The organism is Mesorhizobium sp. B2-6-2 (assembly GCF_006440615.1).
In the GTDB taxonomy this organism is placed as follows: domain Bacteria; phylum Pseudomonadota; class Alphaproteobacteria; order Rhizobiales; family Rhizobiaceae; genus Mesorhizobium.
The window spans coordinates 38,615-56,712 of the sequence record NZ_VFUG01000006.1 but is presented as its reverse complement, the minus strand read 5'-3'; the positions used below and the strand labels follow the sequence as shown (position 1 = coordinate 56,712).

Annotated in this window: 17 protein-coding genes; 6 read left to right on the top strand and 11 right to left on the bottom strand. The window is 64.3% G+C overall.

Annotated elements, in window-relative coordinates; translation table 11 throughout:
* Positions 1-75: 75 nt before the first annotated feature.
* Genes FJ419_RS14675 through ggt form a run of 3 tightly spaced genes read right to left on the bottom strand, consistent with a single transcriptional unit; the run spans position 76 to position 4,214 of the window.
* Complete coding sequence (locus FJ419_RS14675) at positions 76-1,053, bottom strand: 2-dehydropantoate 2-reductase (protein WP_140693897.1); 978 nt, start codon at positions 1,051-1,053, stop codon at positions 76-78.
* On the bottom strand, positions 1,053-2,582 hold the full coding sequence (locus FJ419_RS14670) for an acyl--CoA ligase (RefSeq protein WP_140693894.1): 1,530 nt from the start codon (positions 2,580-2,582) through the stop codon (positions 1,053-1,055). Before FJ419_RS14670 ends, FJ419_RS14675 begins: the two co-directional genes overlap by 1 nt.
* 45 nt (positions 2,583-2,627) lie before the next feature.
* Positions 2,628-4,214 (bottom strand): gamma-glutamyltransferase, encoded by a 1,587-nt coding sequence (gene ggt / locus FJ419_RS14665; protein WP_140693889.1) that lies wholly within the window; start codon positions 4,212-4,214, stop codon positions 2,628-2,630.
* Between the two features lie 267 nt (positions 4,215-4,481).
* Here ggt and FJ419_RS14660 point away from each other — a divergent pair, with 267 nt between their 5' ends.
* Entirely contained in the window at positions 4,482-5,183 is a 702-nt protein-coding gene (locus tag FJ419_RS14660) for a GntR family transcriptional regulator (RefSeq protein ID WP_181170697.1), read from the top strand.
* Between the two features lie 13 nt (positions 5,184-5,196).
* On the opposite strand, the gene FJ419_RS14655 is transcribed toward FJ419_RS14660, so the two are convergent.
* The 6 genes from FJ419_RS14655 to FJ419_RS14630 all read right to left on the bottom strand — a co-directional run bounded on the left by FJ419_RS14655 (position 5,197) and on the right by FJ419_RS14630 (position 11,384).
* Positions 5,197-6,267: an ABC transporter ATP-binding protein gene (locus FJ419_RS14655; RefSeq protein WP_246679209.1), complete on the bottom strand. Its 1,071-nt coding sequence runs from the start codon at positions 6,265-6,267 to the stop codon at positions 5,197-5,199.
* 61 nt (positions 6,268-6,328) lie between these two features.
* Positions 6,329-6,937, bottom strand: a complete 609-nt coding sequence (locus tag FJ419_RS14650; RefSeq protein ID WP_140693874.1) for a cupin domain-containing protein — start codon at positions 6,935-6,937, stop codon at positions 6,329-6,331.
* Positions 6,938-7,195: 258 nt separating this feature from the next.
* Positions 7,196-8,266: an ABC transporter substrate-binding protein gene (locus FJ419_RS14645; protein ID WP_140693870.1), complete on the bottom strand. Its 1,071-nt coding sequence runs from the start codon at positions 8,264-8,266 to the stop codon at positions 7,196-7,198.
* 28 nt (positions 8,267-8,294) lie between these two features.
* A complete protein-coding gene (locus FJ419_RS14640; protein WP_140693866.1) occupies positions 8,295-9,113 on the bottom strand; it encodes an ABC transporter permease in 819 nt (272 codons plus the stop codon).
* Positions 9,110-9,997 (bottom strand): ABC transporter permease, encoded by an 888-nt coding sequence (locus FJ419_RS14635; protein ID WP_140693861.1) that lies wholly within the window; start codon positions 9,995-9,997, stop codon positions 9,110-9,112. The genes FJ419_RS14640 and FJ419_RS14635 overlap by 4 nt, the downstream gene beginning before the upstream one ends.
* Positions 9,998-10,100: 103 nt before the next feature.
* A complete protein-coding gene (locus tag FJ419_RS14630) occupies positions 10,101-11,384 on the bottom strand; it encodes an FAD-dependent oxidoreductase (protein WP_140693856.1) in 1,284 nt (427 codons plus the stop codon).
* Positions 11,385-11,581: 197 nt separating this feature from the next.
* Here FJ419_RS14630 and FJ419_RS14625 point away from each other — a divergent pair, with 197 nt between their 5' ends.
* The 5 genes from FJ419_RS14625 to FJ419_RS14605 all read left to right on the top strand — a co-directional run bounded on the left by FJ419_RS14625 (position 11,582) and on the right by FJ419_RS14605 (position 16,941).
* Entirely contained in the window at positions 11,582-12,739 is a 1,158-nt protein-coding gene (locus FJ419_RS14625; protein WP_140693852.1) for a fumarylacetoacetate hydrolase family protein, read from the top strand.
* A 269-nt stretch (positions 12,740-13,008) separates the two neighbouring features.
* Positions 13,009-13,941 carry a substrate-binding domain-containing protein gene (locus FJ419_RS14620; protein WP_140693847.1) on the top strand — a complete coding sequence of 311 codons (933 nt, stop codon included), beginning with the start codon at positions 13,009-13,011 and terminating at the stop codon, positions 13,939-13,941.
* Between the two features lie 107 nt (positions 13,942-14,048).
* The gene (locus tag FJ419_RS14615) at positions 14,049-15,035 is read left to right on the top strand and encodes an ABC transporter permease (protein ID WP_140634641.1); all 987 of its coding nucleotides are present in this window, start codon (positions 14,049-14,051) and stop codon (positions 15,033-15,035) included.
* Between the two features lie 4 nt (positions 15,036-15,039).
* Positions 15,040-15,831, top strand: coding sequence for an ATP-binding cassette domain-containing protein (locus FJ419_RS14610; RefSeq protein ID WP_140693842.1), 792 nt, complete (start codon positions 15,040-15,042; stop codon positions 15,829-15,831).
* 87 nt (positions 15,832-15,918) lie between these two features.
* The gene (locus tag FJ419_RS14605) at positions 15,919-16,941 is read left to right on the top strand and encodes a LacI family DNA-binding transcriptional regulator (protein WP_140693836.1); all 1,023 of its coding nucleotides are present in this window, start codon (positions 15,919-15,921) and stop codon (positions 16,939-16,941) included.
* 24 nt (positions 16,942-16,965) lie between these two features.
* Here FJ419_RS14605 and FJ419_RS14600 read toward each other — a convergent pair whose 3' ends face one another.
* Together FJ419_RS14600 and FJ419_RS14595 are read right to left on the bottom strand one after the other, a co-directional pair.
* A complete protein-coding gene (locus FJ419_RS14600; protein WP_140693831.1) occupies positions 16,966-17,496 on the bottom strand; it encodes a hypothetical protein in 531 nt (176 codons plus the stop codon).
* Positions 17,483-17,959 (bottom strand): hypothetical protein, encoded by a 477-nt coding sequence (locus FJ419_RS14595; RefSeq protein WP_140693826.1) that lies wholly within the window; start codon positions 17,957-17,959, stop codon positions 17,483-17,485. The genes FJ419_RS14600 and FJ419_RS14595 overlap by 14 nt, the downstream gene beginning before the upstream one ends.
* Between the last annotated feature and the right edge of the window lie 139 nt (positions 17,960-18,098).

The window sequence follows — 18,098 nt, the reverse complement described above, 5'->3', positions numbered from 1 at the left end:
AACGCTCCTGTTAAGCTCTCGATTAGAACAAAACAGGAACATTGGCAAGAGTCAAGAGCGGACGATCTTCGCGTCTCAATAACACCCGCGCTCGATCGCAAGCCGCCGCACCAGCGCCAGCACGGTGTCGATGGTCGGCGTCGGTTGGCCTGTCAAGCGGCCGAGCTCTTGCACGGCGGTGACCAGCGCGTCGATCTCCATCGGACGGCCGCGCTCGAGGTCCTGCAGCATCGAGGTCTTGTGCTCGCCGACATCGCCGGCGCCCTTGATGCGGCGATCGACGGGTATGAGGAAGCGCACGCCGAGGCGCTCACCGATCGCCTGTGCCTCCAGCATCATGGCGCGGGCGACGGCGCGTGTGGCTTCGTCGGCGACGATGGCCGCAAGCGTGCTGCCGGTCAGCGCCGAGATCGGATTGAAGGAGAGGTTGCCCCAAAGCTTCACCCAGATCTCCGAGCGGATGTCCTCGCGCACCGGCGCCTGCAGTCCGGTCTTGACCATTTCGCGCGCTAGCGCGGTGGCTCGCTCGCTTTTCTCGCCCGAAGGCTCGCCCAGCGAAAAGCGCGTGCCTTCGACATGGCGGATAAGGCCCGGCGCATCGACCTCGACGGCGGGATAGACGACGGAGCCGATGACACGCTCGGGCCCGATGCGCTGCCAGATGGCGCCACCGGGATCGACCGCATCAAGCCGCGTGCCTTCGAGGGCGCCGCCTGCCTTGTAGAAGTACCACCAGGGCACGCCGTTCTGCATGGTGACGACGGCTGTCCCCTCGCCCAACAGCGGCGCGATCTGATCAAGCGCCGGCGCCAGCGAATGCGCCTTCAGCGCCAGCACGACATAGTCCTGCAAGCCGAGTTCCTCGGCGCGTGCCGCCGCTTTCACCTGCGCCACCGTTTCCTTGCCGTCCTCGATCAGGCGAAGGCCGCCGGCCTTGATGGCTTCCAGATGCGCGCCGCGCGCCAAGATGGACAGATCGACCGAGCCGGCAATCGCCAGCTTCGCGGCGAGGTAGCCGCCGATCGCGCCGGCGCCGAAGACAGTGATGCGCATCAGCCGAGCCCGAGCTTGGCCGCCAGCCCGATGCGCTGCAGCTTGCCCGTCGCGCCTTTCGGGATCTCGTCGAGGATCACCACCTTGCGCGGCACCTTGAAATCGGCGAGCCGGGTCGATGCAAAGCCACGGATATCGGCCTCGCTGGCGCTCTGGCCTTCGCGCAACACGACGGCGGCGGCCACCTCCTCGCCCAGCTTGTCATGCGGCATGGCGAAGGTGACGACCTGCGCCACCGCCGGATGATCCATCAAAACGCCGTCGACCTCGAGCGGCGAGATCTTCTCGCCGCCGCGGTTGATGATCTCCTTCAGCCGGCCGGTGACGCGCAGATAACTATCCTCGTCGAGCACGCCCTGGTCGCCGGTGTGGAACCAGCCATGGGCGAAGGCGCTGGCATTGGCATCCGGGTTCTTCTCGTAGCCTGCCGTGACGTTCGGTCCGCGAATGACGATCTCGCCGACCTCTCCGGGCTTGAGCAATCGCCCGTCCGGCGCCATGACGGCAACCTCCGGTCCGGCCGACGCGCCGACGCTGCCGGGCTTGCGCAGGCCGGGCGGCAAACGGTTGGACGCCATCTGGTGCGCGGCCTCGGTCATGCCGTAGGCCTCGATCACCGGGCAGCCGAAGGTCTTCTCCAACTCGGCCATCACTTGCGCCGGCAGCGAAGCGGACGACGAGCGGACGAAGCGCAGCTTCGCCTCGGCAAGCTGCTCGGGATTGCGGGCGGCGCGCGGCAGGATCGCCTGATGCATGGTGGGCACGGCCGTGTACCAGCTGGGCTTGGCTTCGGAGAGCCACTGGAAGAAGCGCAGCGCGTTGAAGCCCGGCGTGCAGAAGACGCTGCCGCCGGCGGCGAGCGAGGACAGCACCGCTGCGATCAGCCCATGGATGTGGAACAGCGGCATGATGTTGAGGCAGCGGTCGGCCGGCGTCAGGCCGAGCGTCGCGCCGATATGTGCCGCCGACGCCGCAAGGTTGGCGTGGCTGAGCGGGACCAGTTTCGGACGCGACGTCGTGCCGGAGGTGTGGAGCAGCAGCGCGACATCGTCATCGGCGGCCGAGCCCGAGGCGACCGGCGGCCCCGCGGGATCGCCTTCGATCGCGAACACCCCAGACGGCGCGCCCTCCGGCACGACCAGCCGCAGCACCGGGATGCCGAGGCGCCCGGCGACTTCGACCGAGGGGCCTGCCTCCTCCTTGCCGACGAGGATCGCCTTGACGCCGATATCGCTGAGATAAAAATCGAGCTCGTCGGCGCGGTAGGCCGGATTGAGTGGAGCGGTGGACGCGGCCGCCGCCACGGCGATGAAGGCCGTGGCCATCTCCGGGCCGTTCGGCAGCACGATGGCGACGCGGTCGCCCCGGCCGATGCCCAGCGCGTTCAAGCGCGCCACGGTATCGCGGATCAGGCGGCGCAGCCCGCCATGCGAGAGTGCCGTCCGTTCGGGCGCGGCGATGGCCGGCGCGTCGTCGGCGCCGGGGGCAAGGCGATGGGCGAGATCGGTGGCGTTTTCGCTGTTTGTCATGGTTCCAGACTATGTTTCGAACGATCGGCTTATGTCCAGCGCCGCTCAATATCCGAGCGCCAGGCCGTCCTTGCGCGGATCGGACGCGCCGGTCAGCGTGCCCTTTTCCCAGTCGATCAGCACCGCCTGCCCGCCGCCCAGCGGATGGTCGGGCTCCACAATACGATGTCCACGCCTGCGCAGGCCTTCGATGGCTTCGGGATGCACGCTTCGCTCGGCCTCGACGACATCGTGGTTATAGAAGACGCGGGCCGCATCGATCGCCTGCTGCGGGTCCATGCCGAAGTCGATCATGTTGGCCAAAAGATGCACATGGCCGAAGGGCTGATAGCCGCCACCCATCACGCCGAAAGGCATGAGGGCGCGGCCATCCTTTGTCATCATGCCCGGCATGATCGTGTGCATCGGCCGCTTGCCTGGCGCTATCGCATTCGGATGCTTCGGGTCGAGGCGGAAGCTGGAGCCACGGTTCTGCAGCACGACCCCGGTCTTCGGGCCGACCACGCCGCTGCCGAAGGAATAATAGGTCGAGTTGATGAAACTCACCGCGTTGCGGTCGCGGTCGACGACGCTGATATAGACCGTGTCGCTGCCGGGAAGATCGAGGCGCGGCAGATCGGCCATGGCGCGCTCGGGATCGATCGCGGCGCGCAAGCTGTCGGCATAGGCGCCGGAAAGCAGCGCCTGGACCGGGACATCGACATGATCCTGGTCGGCGAAAAACGTATCGCGATCCTGATAGGCGAGCCGGCCGGCCTCAATCTCGAGGTGCAGCCGCGCGGCGCCGTCCGGATCGAACTTGCCCAGATCAAAGCCCGACAGCAGGTTCAGCATCAGAAGCGCGGTCAGGCCCTGGTTGTTGGGCGGCATCTGGTGGATGTCGTAGCCGCGATAGGAGGTGCTGATCGCGGTCCGGTAATCGCCCTTGGTGGCGGCGAAATCGTCGAGCGTATGCAGACCGCCGAGCGCGCGAAGCCGTCCGACCAGATCGTCCGCGACCGCGCCTTCATAGAAACCGGCGCGGCCTTTCCTGGCGATGATGCGCAGCGTCTCCGCCAGCTCCGGCTGGCGATGAATGTCGCCGGCCTTCGGCGGCTTGCCGCCCGGCAGGAAGATGCATGTTGCCACCTCATCGGCCGACAGGTCGGTCTCGGGGTCCTCCCAGTCGAAGGCGACGCGGTCGTGCACGACATAGCCTTCTTCCGCATAGCGGATCGCCGGGGCGAGCGCGTCTTCTATGCTCTTGTGGCCATGATCCTCCAGCAGCCGGCACCAGGCGTCGACGGCGCCTGGGATTGTGACGGCGTGCGGACCCTGCTTCGGAAGCTCGCTAAATCCTTTGTCCAGATACCAGTCGACCGTCGCGGCCTTTGGCGCACGGCCCGAGCCGTTGAAGGCAAGCACGTTCGCGTCGCCCTTGGGGCAGTAGAGGACAAAGCAGTCGCCGCCGATGCCGGTCGACTGCGGCTCGACCACGGCCTGCACCGCCGCCGCGCAGACGGCCGCGTCCATGGCGTTGCCGCCGGAGCGCAACATGTCGATGGCGGCTAAAGTGGCGAGCGGATGCGAGGTCGCGGCCATCGCCTCGGTGGCGCGGACCGGCGAGCGGCCGGGAAACTGGAAATCACGCATGCTGTTCAAGGTATCCCGGTATCAACGCCCGCGGCCGAAAAGCTGGGCAGCGGACAACAAGATGATCGATAGCACGATCAGGCACGTCGCAATGGCGGCGATCGTCGGATCGATCTGCTCGCGCAGCTCTCTTCGTCATTTTCGCTTCTCCAACCGGTGTCCTGCTGTCGTTGATTTGGTATGGGAATTTGTATACAATTTTGAGTGTAGTTCGGCGAAAGCCGATGTCAACGTCGGACGTGCGGTTGACCGTTGGAGGCGGGACGCTTGAGCAAGGAGAGAAAGAACACGTTGCGCGATTCGGTGTTCGAGGCGCTGAAGGCTCTGATCATCACCGGCCAAATCCCGCCGGGCGGCCGCGTGACGGAAAACGAAATCGCCGAGCGCCTGAAGGTGAGCCGCACGCCGGTGCGCGAGGCCTTCAACCGTCTGGAGCGCGACGGCCTGGTGATCGGACGCCCGCGCCAGGGCTATGTGGTGACCGAATTCAACCTGACCATGTTCCGCGAGGCTTTCGACATCCGCGAATTGCTCGACGGGCGCGCGACCGAGCTGGCGGCGGCAAACGCGACCGCCGCCGACAAGGCGCGGCTGCGCGAGATGCTCGCCGAATGCGAGCGGCTGGCCGCGATCCCCGACCGCAGCACCAGGGAGAAATTCGAGGAGCTCCAGGTCGGCATCGACCTGCACCGGGCGATCGCCGAAATCAGCGGCAACGAGATGCTCTACGGCATGCTCTGCGGCATCCTCGACAAATGCCAGCAATATGTCTGGACGGAGCTGTTATGGCTGGACGAGTGGAAGCTCACCCGTGAGGAACATGCCGGCATCGTCGACGCGATCTGCGCCGGCGATGTCGCTTTGGCCGGCGAGCGCGCCCGCGCGCATGTGCGCGGCTCGCGCGAGAACATCCTGCGCCTGCTGCAGGCCAAGTCCGACTATCAGGGATTCTTCGCCAAGGCGTCTTGAAGCGCCTATCGCATCAGCTGGAAAGCATGGGGCAGTTGGCGCCGCGCCGCAGGCTGACATAGGCTACGTCGCCGACGCTGAATTGAGTACCGTCGGCGCGGCGCGGGGCGTCAATGACGATCGCAGTCCCCTGCCCTAGCTCGGCATGGAGGCGCAGCGTGCGGCCGTGGAAGACGACGCCGCTGACGCGCGCCGGCGCGGTGCCTTCGCCGGCTTCACCGACAATCAGGAGATCTTCCGGCCGCACGCCGATGGTTCGCGTGTCTCCGGCGGCCGGCGTATCGCCGCTGTCTGAGATCGCCTCCAGCGGCAGGTCGCCGGCGGCAAAGCGCAGGCGCTCGCCGTCGCGGCCGAGAAAGCGCGAGGGCAACAGGTTCATGGTGCCGATGAAGGAGGCGACGAAGCGTGTCGCGGGCCGGTCGTAAAGCGTGGCCGGCGGCGCGATCTGCTCGATGCGGCCCTTGTTCATGACGACGATGCGGTCGGAGATCGACAGCGCCTCGGTCTGATCGTGCGTGACCATGACGAAGGTGGTGCCCAGCCGCGACTGCAGCCGCTTCAATTCGACCTGCATCTGCTCGCGCAGATGCGCATCCAGCGCCGACAGCGGCTCGTCGAGCAGAAGCACGCGCGGCTCGCAGACGATGGCGCGGGCTAAGGCGACGCGCTGGCGCTGGCCGCCGGAGAGTTCGGAGATGCGAGCGCGCAGCTTATCGGCGAGGCCCACCATGTCGAGCGCCTCGCGGACCCGTTTGGCCTGCTCGGCGCGGGTGAGCTTGCGCAGCGACAGACCGAAGCCGACATTGGCCGCGACGTCCATATGCGGAAACAGCGCATAGTCCTGGAAGACGGTGTTCACCGGCCGGTCGAATGGCCGCAGCCCGGTGATGTCGCGGCCGTCGAGCAGCACATTGCCGCTGGTCGGGCTCTCGAAGCCGGCGATGACGCGCAGGCTCGTCGTCTTGCCGCAACCGGAAGGGCCGAGAAGGGTCAGGAACTCGCCCGGCGCGATGTCGAGGTTGACACTATCAAGCCCGACAATGCCGCCAGGAAAAACCTTCGAAACCTCCTGCAGCCGAACCAATGCATCCCGCAATTCCGGACGGAAAACCGCTTCGCACCTTTCCTGGAATTGCTCTGTCGCGTCAGGCGCCATCGCGCACCTCGGACGGTCTTGTCGTGTTGACCCAAAGGATCTGGCAACGCTCGGCGCCGGGATTGCGGAAGGCATGCAGCAGCGTGCTCTTGAAGGCGAAGCTGTCGCCGGCCTTGAGCACATAGGTGCTGGCGTCCACCACCAGCTCGACCTCGCCCGTCACCACGAAGCCAAATTCGTGGCCGGCATGGGCGTAGGCTTCCGCCGTGCCGCCGCCGGCCTCGACCGTGACCAGCATGCCGGTAAGCGTGGCGGCGGGCGGCGACAACAACGCCTTGGCGATGCCTTCGGATTTCACCGGAATCTGCCGTCGCTTGTCGGCGCGCACGCAATAGAGATCGTTGACCGCTTCGTTGCCGTCGGCGATCAGCGCCGACGGCTCGATGTCGAGCGCCGCGGCCAGCGGCCAGATCACCTTGACGCGCAGCGAGGACATGCCGCGCTCGATCTGGCTGAGCGCGCCGATGGAGATGCCGGCCTTGGCCGCAAGCTCGGCCAGCGAGAGCTTGCGCTCCAGGCGCAATGCCCGCACGCGCCGGCCGACGCGGATATCGGCATCGTCTTTCGACCTCTCGGCGGCTTCGTCAAAGACATCCATGCAATGGTCCTCGTTATCTTTCCCTTCTCCCCTTGTGGGAGAAGGTGGATCGGCGCGATAGCGCCGAGACGGATGAGGGGTGCTCCAGCGAAATGAGACGCTGGTTTTCCCTGGAGCACCCCTCATCCGGCCGCTTCGCGGCCACCGCCCGGCCCTTCGCAGGCTCAGGGCGTTCGAAGCTCGAAAAGCCAAGCAATTGGCTTTCCGTCCGCTCACGCGGACCGCTTCTCACCCCACAAGGGGAGAAGGTAAGAGCGCTCAGCCCCCCGCCTTCACCTTCTCGAACATCTTCGCCATATCGTCATTCTGCTTCATCGGGCCGGTGAAGATGGTGCTCTTCAGCATCACATCCGGATCCGCAGGCAGCTGCAGTTTCTCCAGCTCCTCCTTCGACACGCCGGCAAATGCGGTCGAGAGCGAGCTGCCATAGCCATAGGACTGGATCAGGAATTTCCCCGAGTCGGCATCGAGCCGGCTGTTGATGAAGTCATAGGCGAGGTCGACGTTCTTGGCGTCCTTCAGCATGACGAAGCCGCAGGCCCAGGTCAGCATGCCTTCCTTCGGCTTCATGAACTCGACCGGGACGCCCTGCTTCTTGAGCGAGGTGGCGGACGCATTCCAGGTCATGGCGGCGACCAATTGGCCGCTGGCCAGCGCCTGCTCGACCGAGGTCATGTCGGTGGTGTAGCTCGACATGAGCGGCCGCTGCTCGCGCAGCTTTTCGGCCACCTTGTCCATCTGGTCCGGCGTCATGTCGAAGGGGTTCACACCCGCCAGGAGGGCCGCGACGATCGGCGTGTCGTGCACGGCGTCGATGGTCGCCATGCGGCCGGCATATTGCTTGTCCCACAGAAGGTTCCAGCTCGCCTCGGGGTTTTTCACCAGGTCGGTGCGGTAGAGGATCGAGGTGTTGCCCCAATCCCACGGCACCATCCACACCTTGCCGTCGCCGGCCTGCAGGTCGGGTAGGTTCTTGAACACCGGAAAGATCGAATCCCAGTTCTTGATGCGCTTGGTGTCGATCGGCTGCAGCAGGCCTTCCTTGTTCCAGCGCGCCACCTTGTCGTAGCAGGGATGCGCGATGTCCGGGCGGAAGCCGGCCTTGACCTTGGTGAAGGCGTCGTCGTCATCGCCGAAGATCGTCGCCTCGACGCCATCGGGATGCGCGGCAAGGAAGCTCTTGTTGAAGTCGGGCAATTCGTAGCCCGACCAGGTGAAATATTGCAGCTTGTCGGCGGCAAGAGCGACCGTCGACGACAGCGCGAGCGCCAGCGCGGCAAGGCCGGCCCGGGCCTTGTGTCCGGTGAGCGATTTCAGGTGGAATGTCATTTTTCGTTCTCCTCTTCTTTGTTGTGGTTCAGGCTGGATTGCGGCGCGCGGCGCCGAGGCCGCGGTGGCGAAGGATTTCGGCGGTGCCGGCGATGACGAAGGAGACAGTGAGGATCACGGTGCCGAGCGCCATCACGGTCGGCAGCGAGCGCGGGAAGCGCAGTTGGCTCCAGATGTAGAGCGGCAGCGTAGGCTCGGTGCCGGCGAGGAAAAAGACGACGATGAACTCGTCGAAGGAAATCAGGAAAGAGAGCATGAAGGCCGACAGCACGGCGGGCGCACTCAGCGGCAGCATCACGCGCCGGAACGTCGTCCAGTCGGAAGCACCAAGATCGAGTGCCGCCTCGCGGATCGTCTTGGAGATGGCGGCGAAGCGGCTGCGCATCACCACGACCGTCGTCGGCAGCGCGACGAGGATGTGGCCGAGCACGATGGAAACGCGCGATGGGCCGAGGCCGATCAGATTGACCAGGATCAAAAGCGAAATGCCGACGATGACGCCGGGGATCAGGATCGGCAGCCGGGCGATGGCGCTGATGGTGGCAGCGATCGGCGAGCGGCCGTAAAGGTCCATATAGGACACCGTGATGCCGCAGAGCGTCGCGCCGAAGGCGGCGATGACACCGATGACCAGGCTGTTGGCCAAGGCGCCGGACAGTGCTGGGTTGCCGTAAAGCGTGCGGTACCATTCGAGCGTGAAGCCTTGCAGCGGAAACGCCGCCTGGATCGAGTTGTTGAAGGAAAACAGCGGGATCAAAAGCGCCGGCAGATAGAGGAAGACGAGATAGCCAAGCACATAGAGGCCGAGCCAGCGGCCGTCGCTTTTGGTGTCTGCCCAGGCGCTCATGTGCGGCTGCCAAACCGGCGGTCGGCGCCGCGCGCGACCAGCACCACGCACAGGATGACCAGCATGACGCAGACCGAGAGCGCGGCGCCGAACGGCCAGTCATTGGCCTTGCCGAATTGCGACTGGATCAGCGTGCCGATCATGGTGCTGGCCGGACCGCCGACCATGGCCGGCGTGACATAGTCGCCGACGGTCGGCACGAAGACGACGAGCGCCGCCGCCAGAACGCCCGGCATCGAATTGGGCAGCACGACGCGGCGGAAGCTGGTGAAGGGCCGCGCGCCGAGATCGGAGGCGGCTTCGAGCAGCGATTTGGGGATCGTGTCCAGCGCCACATAGATCGGCAGAATGGCGAAGGGCGCGTAGGCGTGGGCGAGTGTCACCACGACCGCGGCCGGCGTGTTGAGGAAGGCGAGCGTCGGCTCCTTCCAAAGGCCGGTCTCGACGAAGGCGGAATTCAGCACGCCATTATAGGCAAGCACGATCTTCCAGGCGAAGACGCGCAAAAGGTAGCTGGTCCAGAACGGCAGCGTGACCAGGAAGAGCAGCAGGTTGCGGCGGCGGCCGGCATGAAAGGCGAGGTAATAAGCGACCGGATAGGCGGTGATCACGGTGGCGAGCGTCACCAGGCCGGCAATGACCAGCGAGCGCAGCGTCACCGTCCAATAGAGCGGATCGGTGACGACGGTGACGAAATTTTCGACCGTCAGGCCAACCCCGAGCAGCGAGCCGTCATTGCCCCTGAAGGCGAGGAAGACCACCAGGCCGAGCGCGAACAGGATGAGGAAGAAGGTGACCAGCCCACCCGGCAGCAGCATGGCGAAGCGGAAGACCGGCGAGATGCGGTTTTCCGGCAAGGGCCGTGTTGCGGCGATGGTCGACATCGAAGTGCCTGTTGGCTCCATCGGATTTTTGAAATCACCTGATGCTTTTTCATATTCATGAAACTGTCAAGCAGATTCGCTTGTGCGCTGCACCGATTCGGCGTCAGCGTTCGAACGCATCGAGCATGCGGTACCAGGTGATTGCCGCGGCAACCCCGACCTGACGGAAGGCGTGGAATGGGATCGGCTTGATCGGCGACAGCGGAAACGGCAACTGCCGCACGTCGCCGCTTGCAAGGTAGTTGGCCATGCGCTTGCCCAGCGCGCTCATCAGGCCGACGCCCCTGCCCTGGCAGCCGACGACCGCGAGCAGGCCTTTTTCCGGTTCATGCAGATGCGGCAGGTGGTCCGGCGTCAGCGCCACGCGGCCGAACCAGCGCTTTTCGATGGCGATGTCGGCAAGCGCCGGATAGAGGCGGATGAGCGCGCGTTCGCAATGCGCCCAATCGGCGGCGCTTGAAGGCAGCGCCATGCGGCCGCGACCGCCCAGCACCATCCGGCCATCGGGACTCCGGCGGTAATAGACAAGGATACGACGAGAATCGGAAACGGCCTGCCCGCCCGGCAGGATGCTTGCGGCAAGCTCCGGCGGCAGCGGCGCGGTGGTGATCTGGAAGGAATGCAGCGGCACGATCGTCTGAGCAAGGCCCGGCAGCAGGCCGTCCGTGTAGGCGTTGGTGGCGAGCACGACGGCCTTGGCGCGCAATTCGGCGCCGCCTTGCGTCGAAACCCGCCAGGCGCTGGCATCCTTGGAGAGCTTCACCACCCGCTGCTGCTCGGCGATGCTGGCGCCAGCGGCCGACGCGACGCGGGCGAGCTCGAGCGTGTAGGACAGCGGATCGATGACGCCGGCGCGGCGGTCGAGCCAGCCGCCGAGATAACCCCGGGCGCCGGTCATTGCCGCGATCTGGGCCCGGTCGAGCAGCTCGACGTCGGCGCCGCGCGAGCGCCATTGGCGATCCCGGTTCGCCGCTGCCTTCAGCGCGGTCTCGGTGTGGGCCGCCTGGATCCAGCCGTTGCGCGTGAACGGCACCGCCAGCCTCTCGTCGCGGATCACATCGAACACGGCATCGGCCGTCGCGGCGGCGAACGCGACCAGGGCTTCGCCGCGCTCCTTGCCGAAGCGCTCGATCAGCCACTCCGGATCGTATTTAAGGCCGGGAATGACCTGGCCGCCATTGAGGCCCGAAGCGCCCTGCCCGATCGCGCCGGCGTCCAGCACCTGAACGGAAAGGCCCGCGCGGGCTGCATGGAGCGCGGTCGACAGCCCCATTATGCCGCCGCCGACGATGACCGCGTCCAGCGTGGCACCGGCCGAAAGCTCCGACTGGAACGCCGTGGCCGCCTGGGGCTTTTGCCAGATCGGATCGGAGAAGGCTGCGGCCAAGAAGGTCACCTATACGCTGGAGCTTCGTGAAAATCCTATCGCCGATTTCATAAATTTGAAAGAACGCTTCGATGGGCCAGTTCGGCCGTGGCTGTGTGACAGCACATGCATGGTCATAAATGTTGCGGCTGGCGGGATAGACGTTTCCGCGAAATCGGGGAAAAGTGCCGCGCGCGAAAAATTGAGAGGATGATGCCATGACCGATCCGACCCGCCTGCCCGCCGATGGAATTTTCGTCGGCCGCGCCAAGACCAGCGCCGCTTCCCATCCGCTGGTGGTGACGGTGCGGGACGGCGAGGTGATCGACATCACCTCGAGCGCTGCGGCTACGGTGCGCGATCTTTGCGAGTTGAAGGATCCGGCTGATTATCTGCGCTCGGCCAAGGGCAAGGCGATCGGCGCGCTGGAAGAGATTGCGGCGAACAGCTTCGAGGCCGAACGTGATGCCGGGAAGCCCATCCTGCTGTCGCCCGTCGACCTGCAGGCGGTGAAGGCCTCCGGCGTCACCTTCGTCGTCAGCCTGCTCGAGCGCGTCATCGAGGAGCAGGCGCGCGGTTCGGCCGAAAAGGCCGACGCCATCCGCGCCGACATCGCCGGACTGATCGGCCACGATCTGTCGAAGCTAAAGCCCGGCTCGCCGGAAGCGATGGAGATCAAGGCCAAGCTGATCTCGCGCGGGGCATGGTCGCAATATCTCGAAGTGGGCATCGGCCCGGACGCCGAGATCTTCACCAAATGCCAGCCGATGGCTTCCGTCGGCTTCGGCGCCGATGTCGGGCTGCATCCCGTCTCCACCTGGAACAATCCGGAGCCCGAGATCGCCATGATCGCCGACAGCTCGGGTCGCATCGTCGGCGCCACGCTCGGCAACGACGTCAATCTGCGCGATGTCGAGGGACGCTCGGCGCTGCTCCTCGGCAAGGCCAAGGACAACAATGCTTCCGCCTCGCTCGGGCCGTTCATCCGCCTCTTCGACGAAACCTTCTCCATCGCCGACGTGAAGCGCGCCACGGTGCGGCTCAGCGTCGAGGGCGAGGACGGCTTCTCGCTGGAGGGCGCGAGCTCGATGGCCGAAATCAGCCGTTCGCCGGAGGAACTGGTCAAGGCGGCGATGGGCCCGCACCACCAGTATCCGGACGGGCTGGCGCTCTATCTCGGCACCATGTTCGTGCCCTCGAAGGACCGCGGCGAGAAGGGCAAGGGCTTTACCCACAAGGTCGGCGACATCGTCACCATCTCGTCGGAAAAGCTCGGCGCGCTCACCAACCGCGTACGGCTGTCGCCGGACTGCCCGCACTGGACCTATGGCGCCAGCCATCTGATGCGCGACCTGGCCAAGGCGGGTCTGATCTAACGCCGCACCAGAAGGCGGTTGCCTGGAGGCCAATCCGCGCAGCGGATGGTCGATGGTGTTGTTTGTCCCAACGAATATCACTGCTGCTGATGCAATCTGATGGGATTGCTGATGGCGCGCGCGCCTGTGCCAACATCCATTGGCGATGGAGGCTTGCCACTGCCTGAAAAAGAGAATGCTCTAGACGTTCCGGTCGGCGCGGGCAGGAGATGCGGCCACGGCCGCATCGCGTCGATCCAGGAGGAGAGTTCAACATGGGAGGAAATCGAATGCTTTCGCGGCTAAGACTGCTCGTGCTTGGCTTGATCGCGGCTATCGCCATTCCGGCGATGGCCGAGGCCAAGACGTTCTACTGGATTTCGCATGGCGGCCCGGCCGATCCGGTCTGGACCTACTTCCTGGCCGGCGCCAAGCAATGGGCGAGCGACACCGGCAACAAGGTGAACACCTCATTCCACAATGGCGATGTGGCCTCGCAGCAGGAGGCCGTCCGCGCCGCCATCTCGGCCCAGGCCGACGGCATCGTCACCACCAGCCCGGATCCGGGCAGCCTTGTCGAGATCGTCAAGGAAGCGCGCGCAGCCAATATCCCGATCATCAACTTCAACACGCCCGATCCAAAGGCCAACTTCAACGCCTATGTCGGCGGCGACAACGTCACCTTCGGCAAGCACTGGGCGCAATATCTGGTCGACAAAGGCCTGGTGAAGAAGGGCGATTTCGTCTGGATGCCGGTCGAGGTCCCCGGTGCCACCTATGGCGTGCAGGAAGAGGAAGGCATCAAGAGCGTGTTCGGACCGGCCGGCATCACCTATGAGGTGACCGAAGCGACGCTCGACCAGGCCGAAGTGATCAACCGCATGGTCGACTATCTCACCGCCCACAAAGGCAAGGTGAAGGCGATCATCGGCCTCGGCGACCTCGTCACCGGCTCGATCAAGCGCGTCTTCGACCAAGCCGGCGTCAAGCCGGGCGAAATCCCGGTCGTCGGCTGGGGCAACTCGCTCGACACCACGCAGGAAGTGCTGAACGGCTATGTCAATGCCGGGCAGTGGCAGGACCCGCAGGCGACCAGCTATGTGGCGCTTTCGCTGGCCAACATGGCCGCCAGCGGCATTCCTCCGGGCTTCAACGTCATCACCGGCGCGCTCTATGAGAAGGACACCGCCGGCGTCTACGACAAGATCCTGTCCGGCAAATAGTCCCTGACATCTACGGTCGCGGCTTTCGGGCCGCGGCCGCTTTCCTGTACCGTCGAGCCCTGCCTGATCGGAGTGGGCTTTAGCCAATCATTCACGCCGCGGGCTCAATGGAAAACCGTTCCTTCATTCAAAGTTTCATCGCGCGGGCGGAATTCGGCCCGCTGGTGCTGCTTATCGTCGAGCTCGTCGTCTTCTGGGGCATCAATCCCGACTTCCTGTCGCCGCAGAACATCTCCAACATCCTGGCTTTCACCGTCGAGCTCGGCCTGATCGCGCTGGCGATGACCTTGCTGATGACATCCGGAGAATTCGACCTCTCGGTCGGCTCGCTGTTCGGCTTCTCGCCGGTGCTGATGTGGACGCTCTTCAACAGCGGCGTCACTTCGCTGGAAATGGGCCTGCTGATCGCGCTGATCGTCGCTGCCCTGATCGGGCTGGTGAATGGCTGGTTCGTGACGCAGCTCAAGATCCCGTCCTTCCTGGTGACGCTCGGCATGCTGCTGGTCGTGCGCGGCTCGGCGCTGTTCATCACCGACGGTTTCCCGCAGCGCACCTGGAGCGCGGAAGGCAGCTGGCTGGCGAACATCCTGGTCGGCGACTTCTATGTCGGACCGTTCCGCATCTACGCCTCGCTGTTCTGGTTCATCGGCGCCGCGATCGTGCTGGGCTATGTGCTGACTCAGAGCCGGACCGGCAACTGGATCCAGGCCGCCGGCGGCAATCCAAACGCGGCCCGCGCGCGCGGCGTCAACGTCAGCCGCGTCAAGGTCGGCCTGTTCATCCTGTCGGCGGTGATGGCCTCGCTCGCCGGCGTCATCTCGTCGCTGCGCACCTCGGCCGCGAACCCCAACAGCGGCACCGGCTACGAGCTCGAGGTCATCGCCATGGTGGTGATCGGCGGCACGGCGCTGACCGGCGGGCGCGGCACCATCATCGGCACGGTGCTTGGCATCCTGATCCTGCGCGTCATGCGCAACGGCATCGTGCTGATCGGCGTGCCGGGGCTCGCCTACAATATCTTCATCGGCGCGATCATCCTCGGCATGATGGCGCTGCATTCATGGCTCGAACGCCGGCACCAGGCGGGAACTTAGGACGATGGCCGAACCGCTCATCCGCATGGAAAATATTCGCAAGTCCTACGGGCGCGTGCAGGCGCTGGTGGACGCCAATTTCCACGTCAATGAAAAGGAGATCGTCGGCCTGCTGGGGGACAACGGCGCGGGCAAGTCGACGCTGATCAAGGTGTTGTCGGGCGCCGTGCCGCTGACCAGCGGCGACATCTACATCCGCGGCAAGAAGGTCACGCTGCGCAGCACCAGCGACGCCATCGCCCACGGCGTCGAGACGATCTACCAGGATTCGGCGCTGGTCACACAGCTGTCGATCGCGCGCAACCTGTTCCTCGGGCGCGAGCCGATCAAGCCGCCGCGCTTCCTGAACCGCATGGACCAGGACGCGATGAACACGGTGGCGCGCGACCTGCTCAAGCAGGTCGGCATCACCAAGAACATCCCGCCGACGACACCGATCGGCTCGCTGTCGGGCGGCGAGCGGCAGGCCGTGGCGATCGCCCGCGCCATGCATTTCGACAGCGATCTCATCATCCTCGACGAACCGACCAACAATCTCGGCGTCGCCGAGACTCAAGGGGTCTTGAGCTTCGTGCGCAGCGCCCGCGATTCAGGGCATTCCTGCATCTTCATCGCGCATAACATCCATCATGTCTTCCAAGTGGTCGACCGCATCGTGGTGATGCGCCGGGGCAAGGTGGTGGCCGACGACATCGATCCGAAAAAGACAACGGTCGCCGAGGTCGAGCGCGTCATCACCGGCATGTCGGACAAGGAAATCCGCGACGCCATCGCAGACGGTCCGCAGCATGGCTGAGGGCTGACCGGCAGGCGGATCGGCGGCCGGCAGCCGCTTCACGCCCGCCGCTGGCACAGGATTGCATCAGCGCCTATGACTGGACCCATGAAAGCCACCGTAGCCGACATCGCCCGGAGCTGCGGCCTGTCGACCGCGACCGTCGACCGGGTGCTCAACAATCGCCCTGGTGCAAGCGCTGCCAACCGGCAGCGCGTGCTGGAGGCGGCCAAGCAGCTCGGCTACCTGCCGACGCTCGATCAGGTCGTGCTGCCGTCGAAGCCGGCGCACCTCGAATTCTTCCTGCCGATCGGATCCAACGCCTTCATGGCCGATCTCGCCCATCACATCGAGGACTATGCGGCGCGCCTTCCGCTGGTCGCCTCCTGCCGCATCCATAACCTTGCCGGCATTTCGCCAGGCGCGCTGCAGAGCGCTGTGGAGAACCTGTCGCTCAAGGCCAATGGCGTCGGCGTGATCGCCGTCGACCATCCACGCACGCGCAACATCCTGCGCGAGCTGGTCGATGCCGGGATCAGGCTGGTCACGCTGATCTCGGATGTGCCGGCGGCACCCCGCTCGGCCTATGTCGGCATCGACAACCGGGTGGCGGGCCGCACGGCGGCGCTGCTGATGGGCCGCTTCCTCGGCGGCCGTAGGGGACATCTGGCGATGGTGGTCGGCTCGCGCTCCTATCGCGGCCACGAGGAGCGCGAGATGGGCTTTCGTTCGGTGCTCGCCGAAGAATTTCCCGACCTCACGGTCTCAAGCGCGGCCGAAAGCAACGACGACCCGGACGCCAGCTACCGCGCCACCGTCAAGGCGCTGCACGACGAAACGGATCTGCTCGGCATCTATTGCGTCGGCGCCGGACGCTCCGGCGTGGCCAAGGCGTTGCTGGAAGCCAAGCCGCGCAGGAAGCCGGTCTTCATCTGCCACGACCTGACCAAGGAAACGCGCCGCTACCTCGTCGACGATCTCGCCGACGTCGTCATCGACCAGAATGCGCGGCTGATCGCAGAGCAGTCGGTAATCCGCCTGCTCGGCTCCATCGCCTCATCGGCGCCATACCTGACGAAGAAATTCATCGAGCCGCGGCTGATCTTCAAGGAAAACGTCCCGGTGCAATGAAAAATATCCAAATTTCGCTGGGCTCTAGGCTGGCTGCGCTATTACGACTGCGTTCGCAAGCCGAAAATAGTCGACAAGCATAGGAGCGATTATGGAGAATGCATTCGTCTGCTTGGATAGCCCATCCATTTGACCAGCAAGCTGACGAGTTTTCATCGAGAATCCTCGATATAAATCTTTCATAGATTTTGAATTTTCGACCAAAGAATACGATTCCGTTCCAGGAACAAGCTGCGACTTTACTCGTGCCACTTGCTCGTCGGATAATGGAGTATCCGGGAATTCGCCCTCCAGAAGCTTATCCATTTTGTCCGCAGCATCGGCAAATGCATTGGCCGCCGCCGAGAAATCCTCGGCGCCGTCGCCCGCTCTGAGTTCGCGCACCTGGATGCCCCGGATTAACCGCGCAATACCCTCCAAAGCGGCAGCGCTTGCGACACTCGAAGCCTGTCGCGCCTCCGAACTCCCAAAAATATTTCCGAATTCGGACGCACTAGCACCACCGGCGGCCATCAGCCCGGCCGTGACAATGGCAAAAACGCTATTTCTTAGCACACCAATCCTCCCTCATTTTGGTATGTTCGGTGCTTACACTTTTGTCGGCGAGCATCGTTTTCCATTCCGTATCGACTTGGGCCAACCTAACGAAACCGCAAAAATCGCGCTTGTAAGACTCCCGGAATTCGTCGCCTATCCCACCCGCCTTTGATTGACGATAGACCGACAGGTAGAAATTAAACATCTTCCAAAGGTCAAATCTGGCCTTCTCTTGGTCCTCTGGCTTGAGCTTGCCGTCGACAAGGTTACGAACGAAGCCGTTCTCTTGGATAGTATCGAGCAATTCACGGCCATCTTTTTGGATGGTGTAAGCATTCGAGGCCTGGAGCGTTACATTAGCGCTCCTCAGCTGGCTGTATGTTACTCCAAAGCCAATTATCGCAACAAGGACACCGGCTAATGCACCTAGTCCTTGAGATTCGTCTGTATTGGCTTTTAACCAGCTCCAGAAGCACTTCATGCTGAAGCCCCCGTCGTCCAATATCCGCTCAGCAATTAACTAATATCAGTTGAACTTTAAAAATACCAACAGATCCTTGCGACCTGCACAGGGCATCGATCTCGACGTGATGGGTGTTGGGACGGTCTTGCGCGTCTAC

Bases quoted from the DNA above. Each gene is read 5' to 3' on its own strand.
- FJ419_RS14675 (WP_140693897.1), bottom strand. From the start codon at position 1,053: ATGCGCATCACTGTCTTCGGCGCCGGCGCGATCGGCGGCTACCTCGCC.
- FJ419_RS14670 (WP_140693894.1), bottom strand. From the start codon at position 2,582: ATGACAAACAGCGAAAACGCCACCGATCTCGCCCATCGCCTTGCCCCC.
- ggt (WP_140693889.1), bottom strand. From the start codon at position 4,214: ATGCGTGATTTCCAGTTTCCCGGCCGCTCGCCGGTCCGCGCCACCGAG.
- FJ419_RS14650 (WP_140693874.1), bottom strand. From the start codon at position 6,937: ATGGATGTCTTTGACGAAGCCGCCGAGAGGTCGAAAGACGATGCCGAT.
- FJ419_RS14645 (WP_140693870.1), bottom strand. From the start codon at position 8,266: ATGACATTCCACCTGAAATCGCTCACCGGACACAAGGCCCGGGCCGGC.
- FJ419_RS14640 (WP_140693866.1), bottom strand. From the start codon at position 9,113: ATGAGCGCCTGGGCAGACACCAAAAGCGACGGCCGCTGGCTCGGCCTC.
- FJ419_RS14635 (WP_140693861.1), bottom strand. From the start codon at position 9,997: ATGTCGACCATCGCCGCAACACGGCCCTTGCCGGAAAACCGCATCTCG.
- FJ419_RS14625 (WP_140693852.1), top strand. From the start codon at position 11,582: ATGACCGATCCGACCCGCCTGCCCGCCGATGGAATTTTCGTCGGCCGC.
- FJ419_RS14620 (WP_140693847.1), top strand. From the start codon at position 13,009: ATGCTTTCGCGGCTAAGACTGCTCGTGCTTGGCTTGATCGCGGCTATC.
- FJ419_RS14615 (WP_140634641.1), top strand. From the start codon at position 14,049: ATGGAAAACCGTTCCTTCATTCAAAGTTTCATCGCGCGGGCGGAATTC.
- FJ419_RS14610 (WP_140693842.1), top strand. From the start codon at position 15,040: ATGGCCGAACCGCTCATCCGCATGGAAAATATTCGCAAGTCCTACGGG.
- FJ419_RS14605 (WP_140693836.1), top strand. From the start codon at position 15,919: ATGAAAGCCACCGTAGCCGACATCGCCCGGAGCTGCGGCCTGTCGACC.
- FJ419_RS14595 (WP_140693826.1), bottom strand. From the start codon at position 17,959: ATGAAGTGCTTCTGGAGCTGGTTAAAAGCCAATACAGACGAATCTCAA.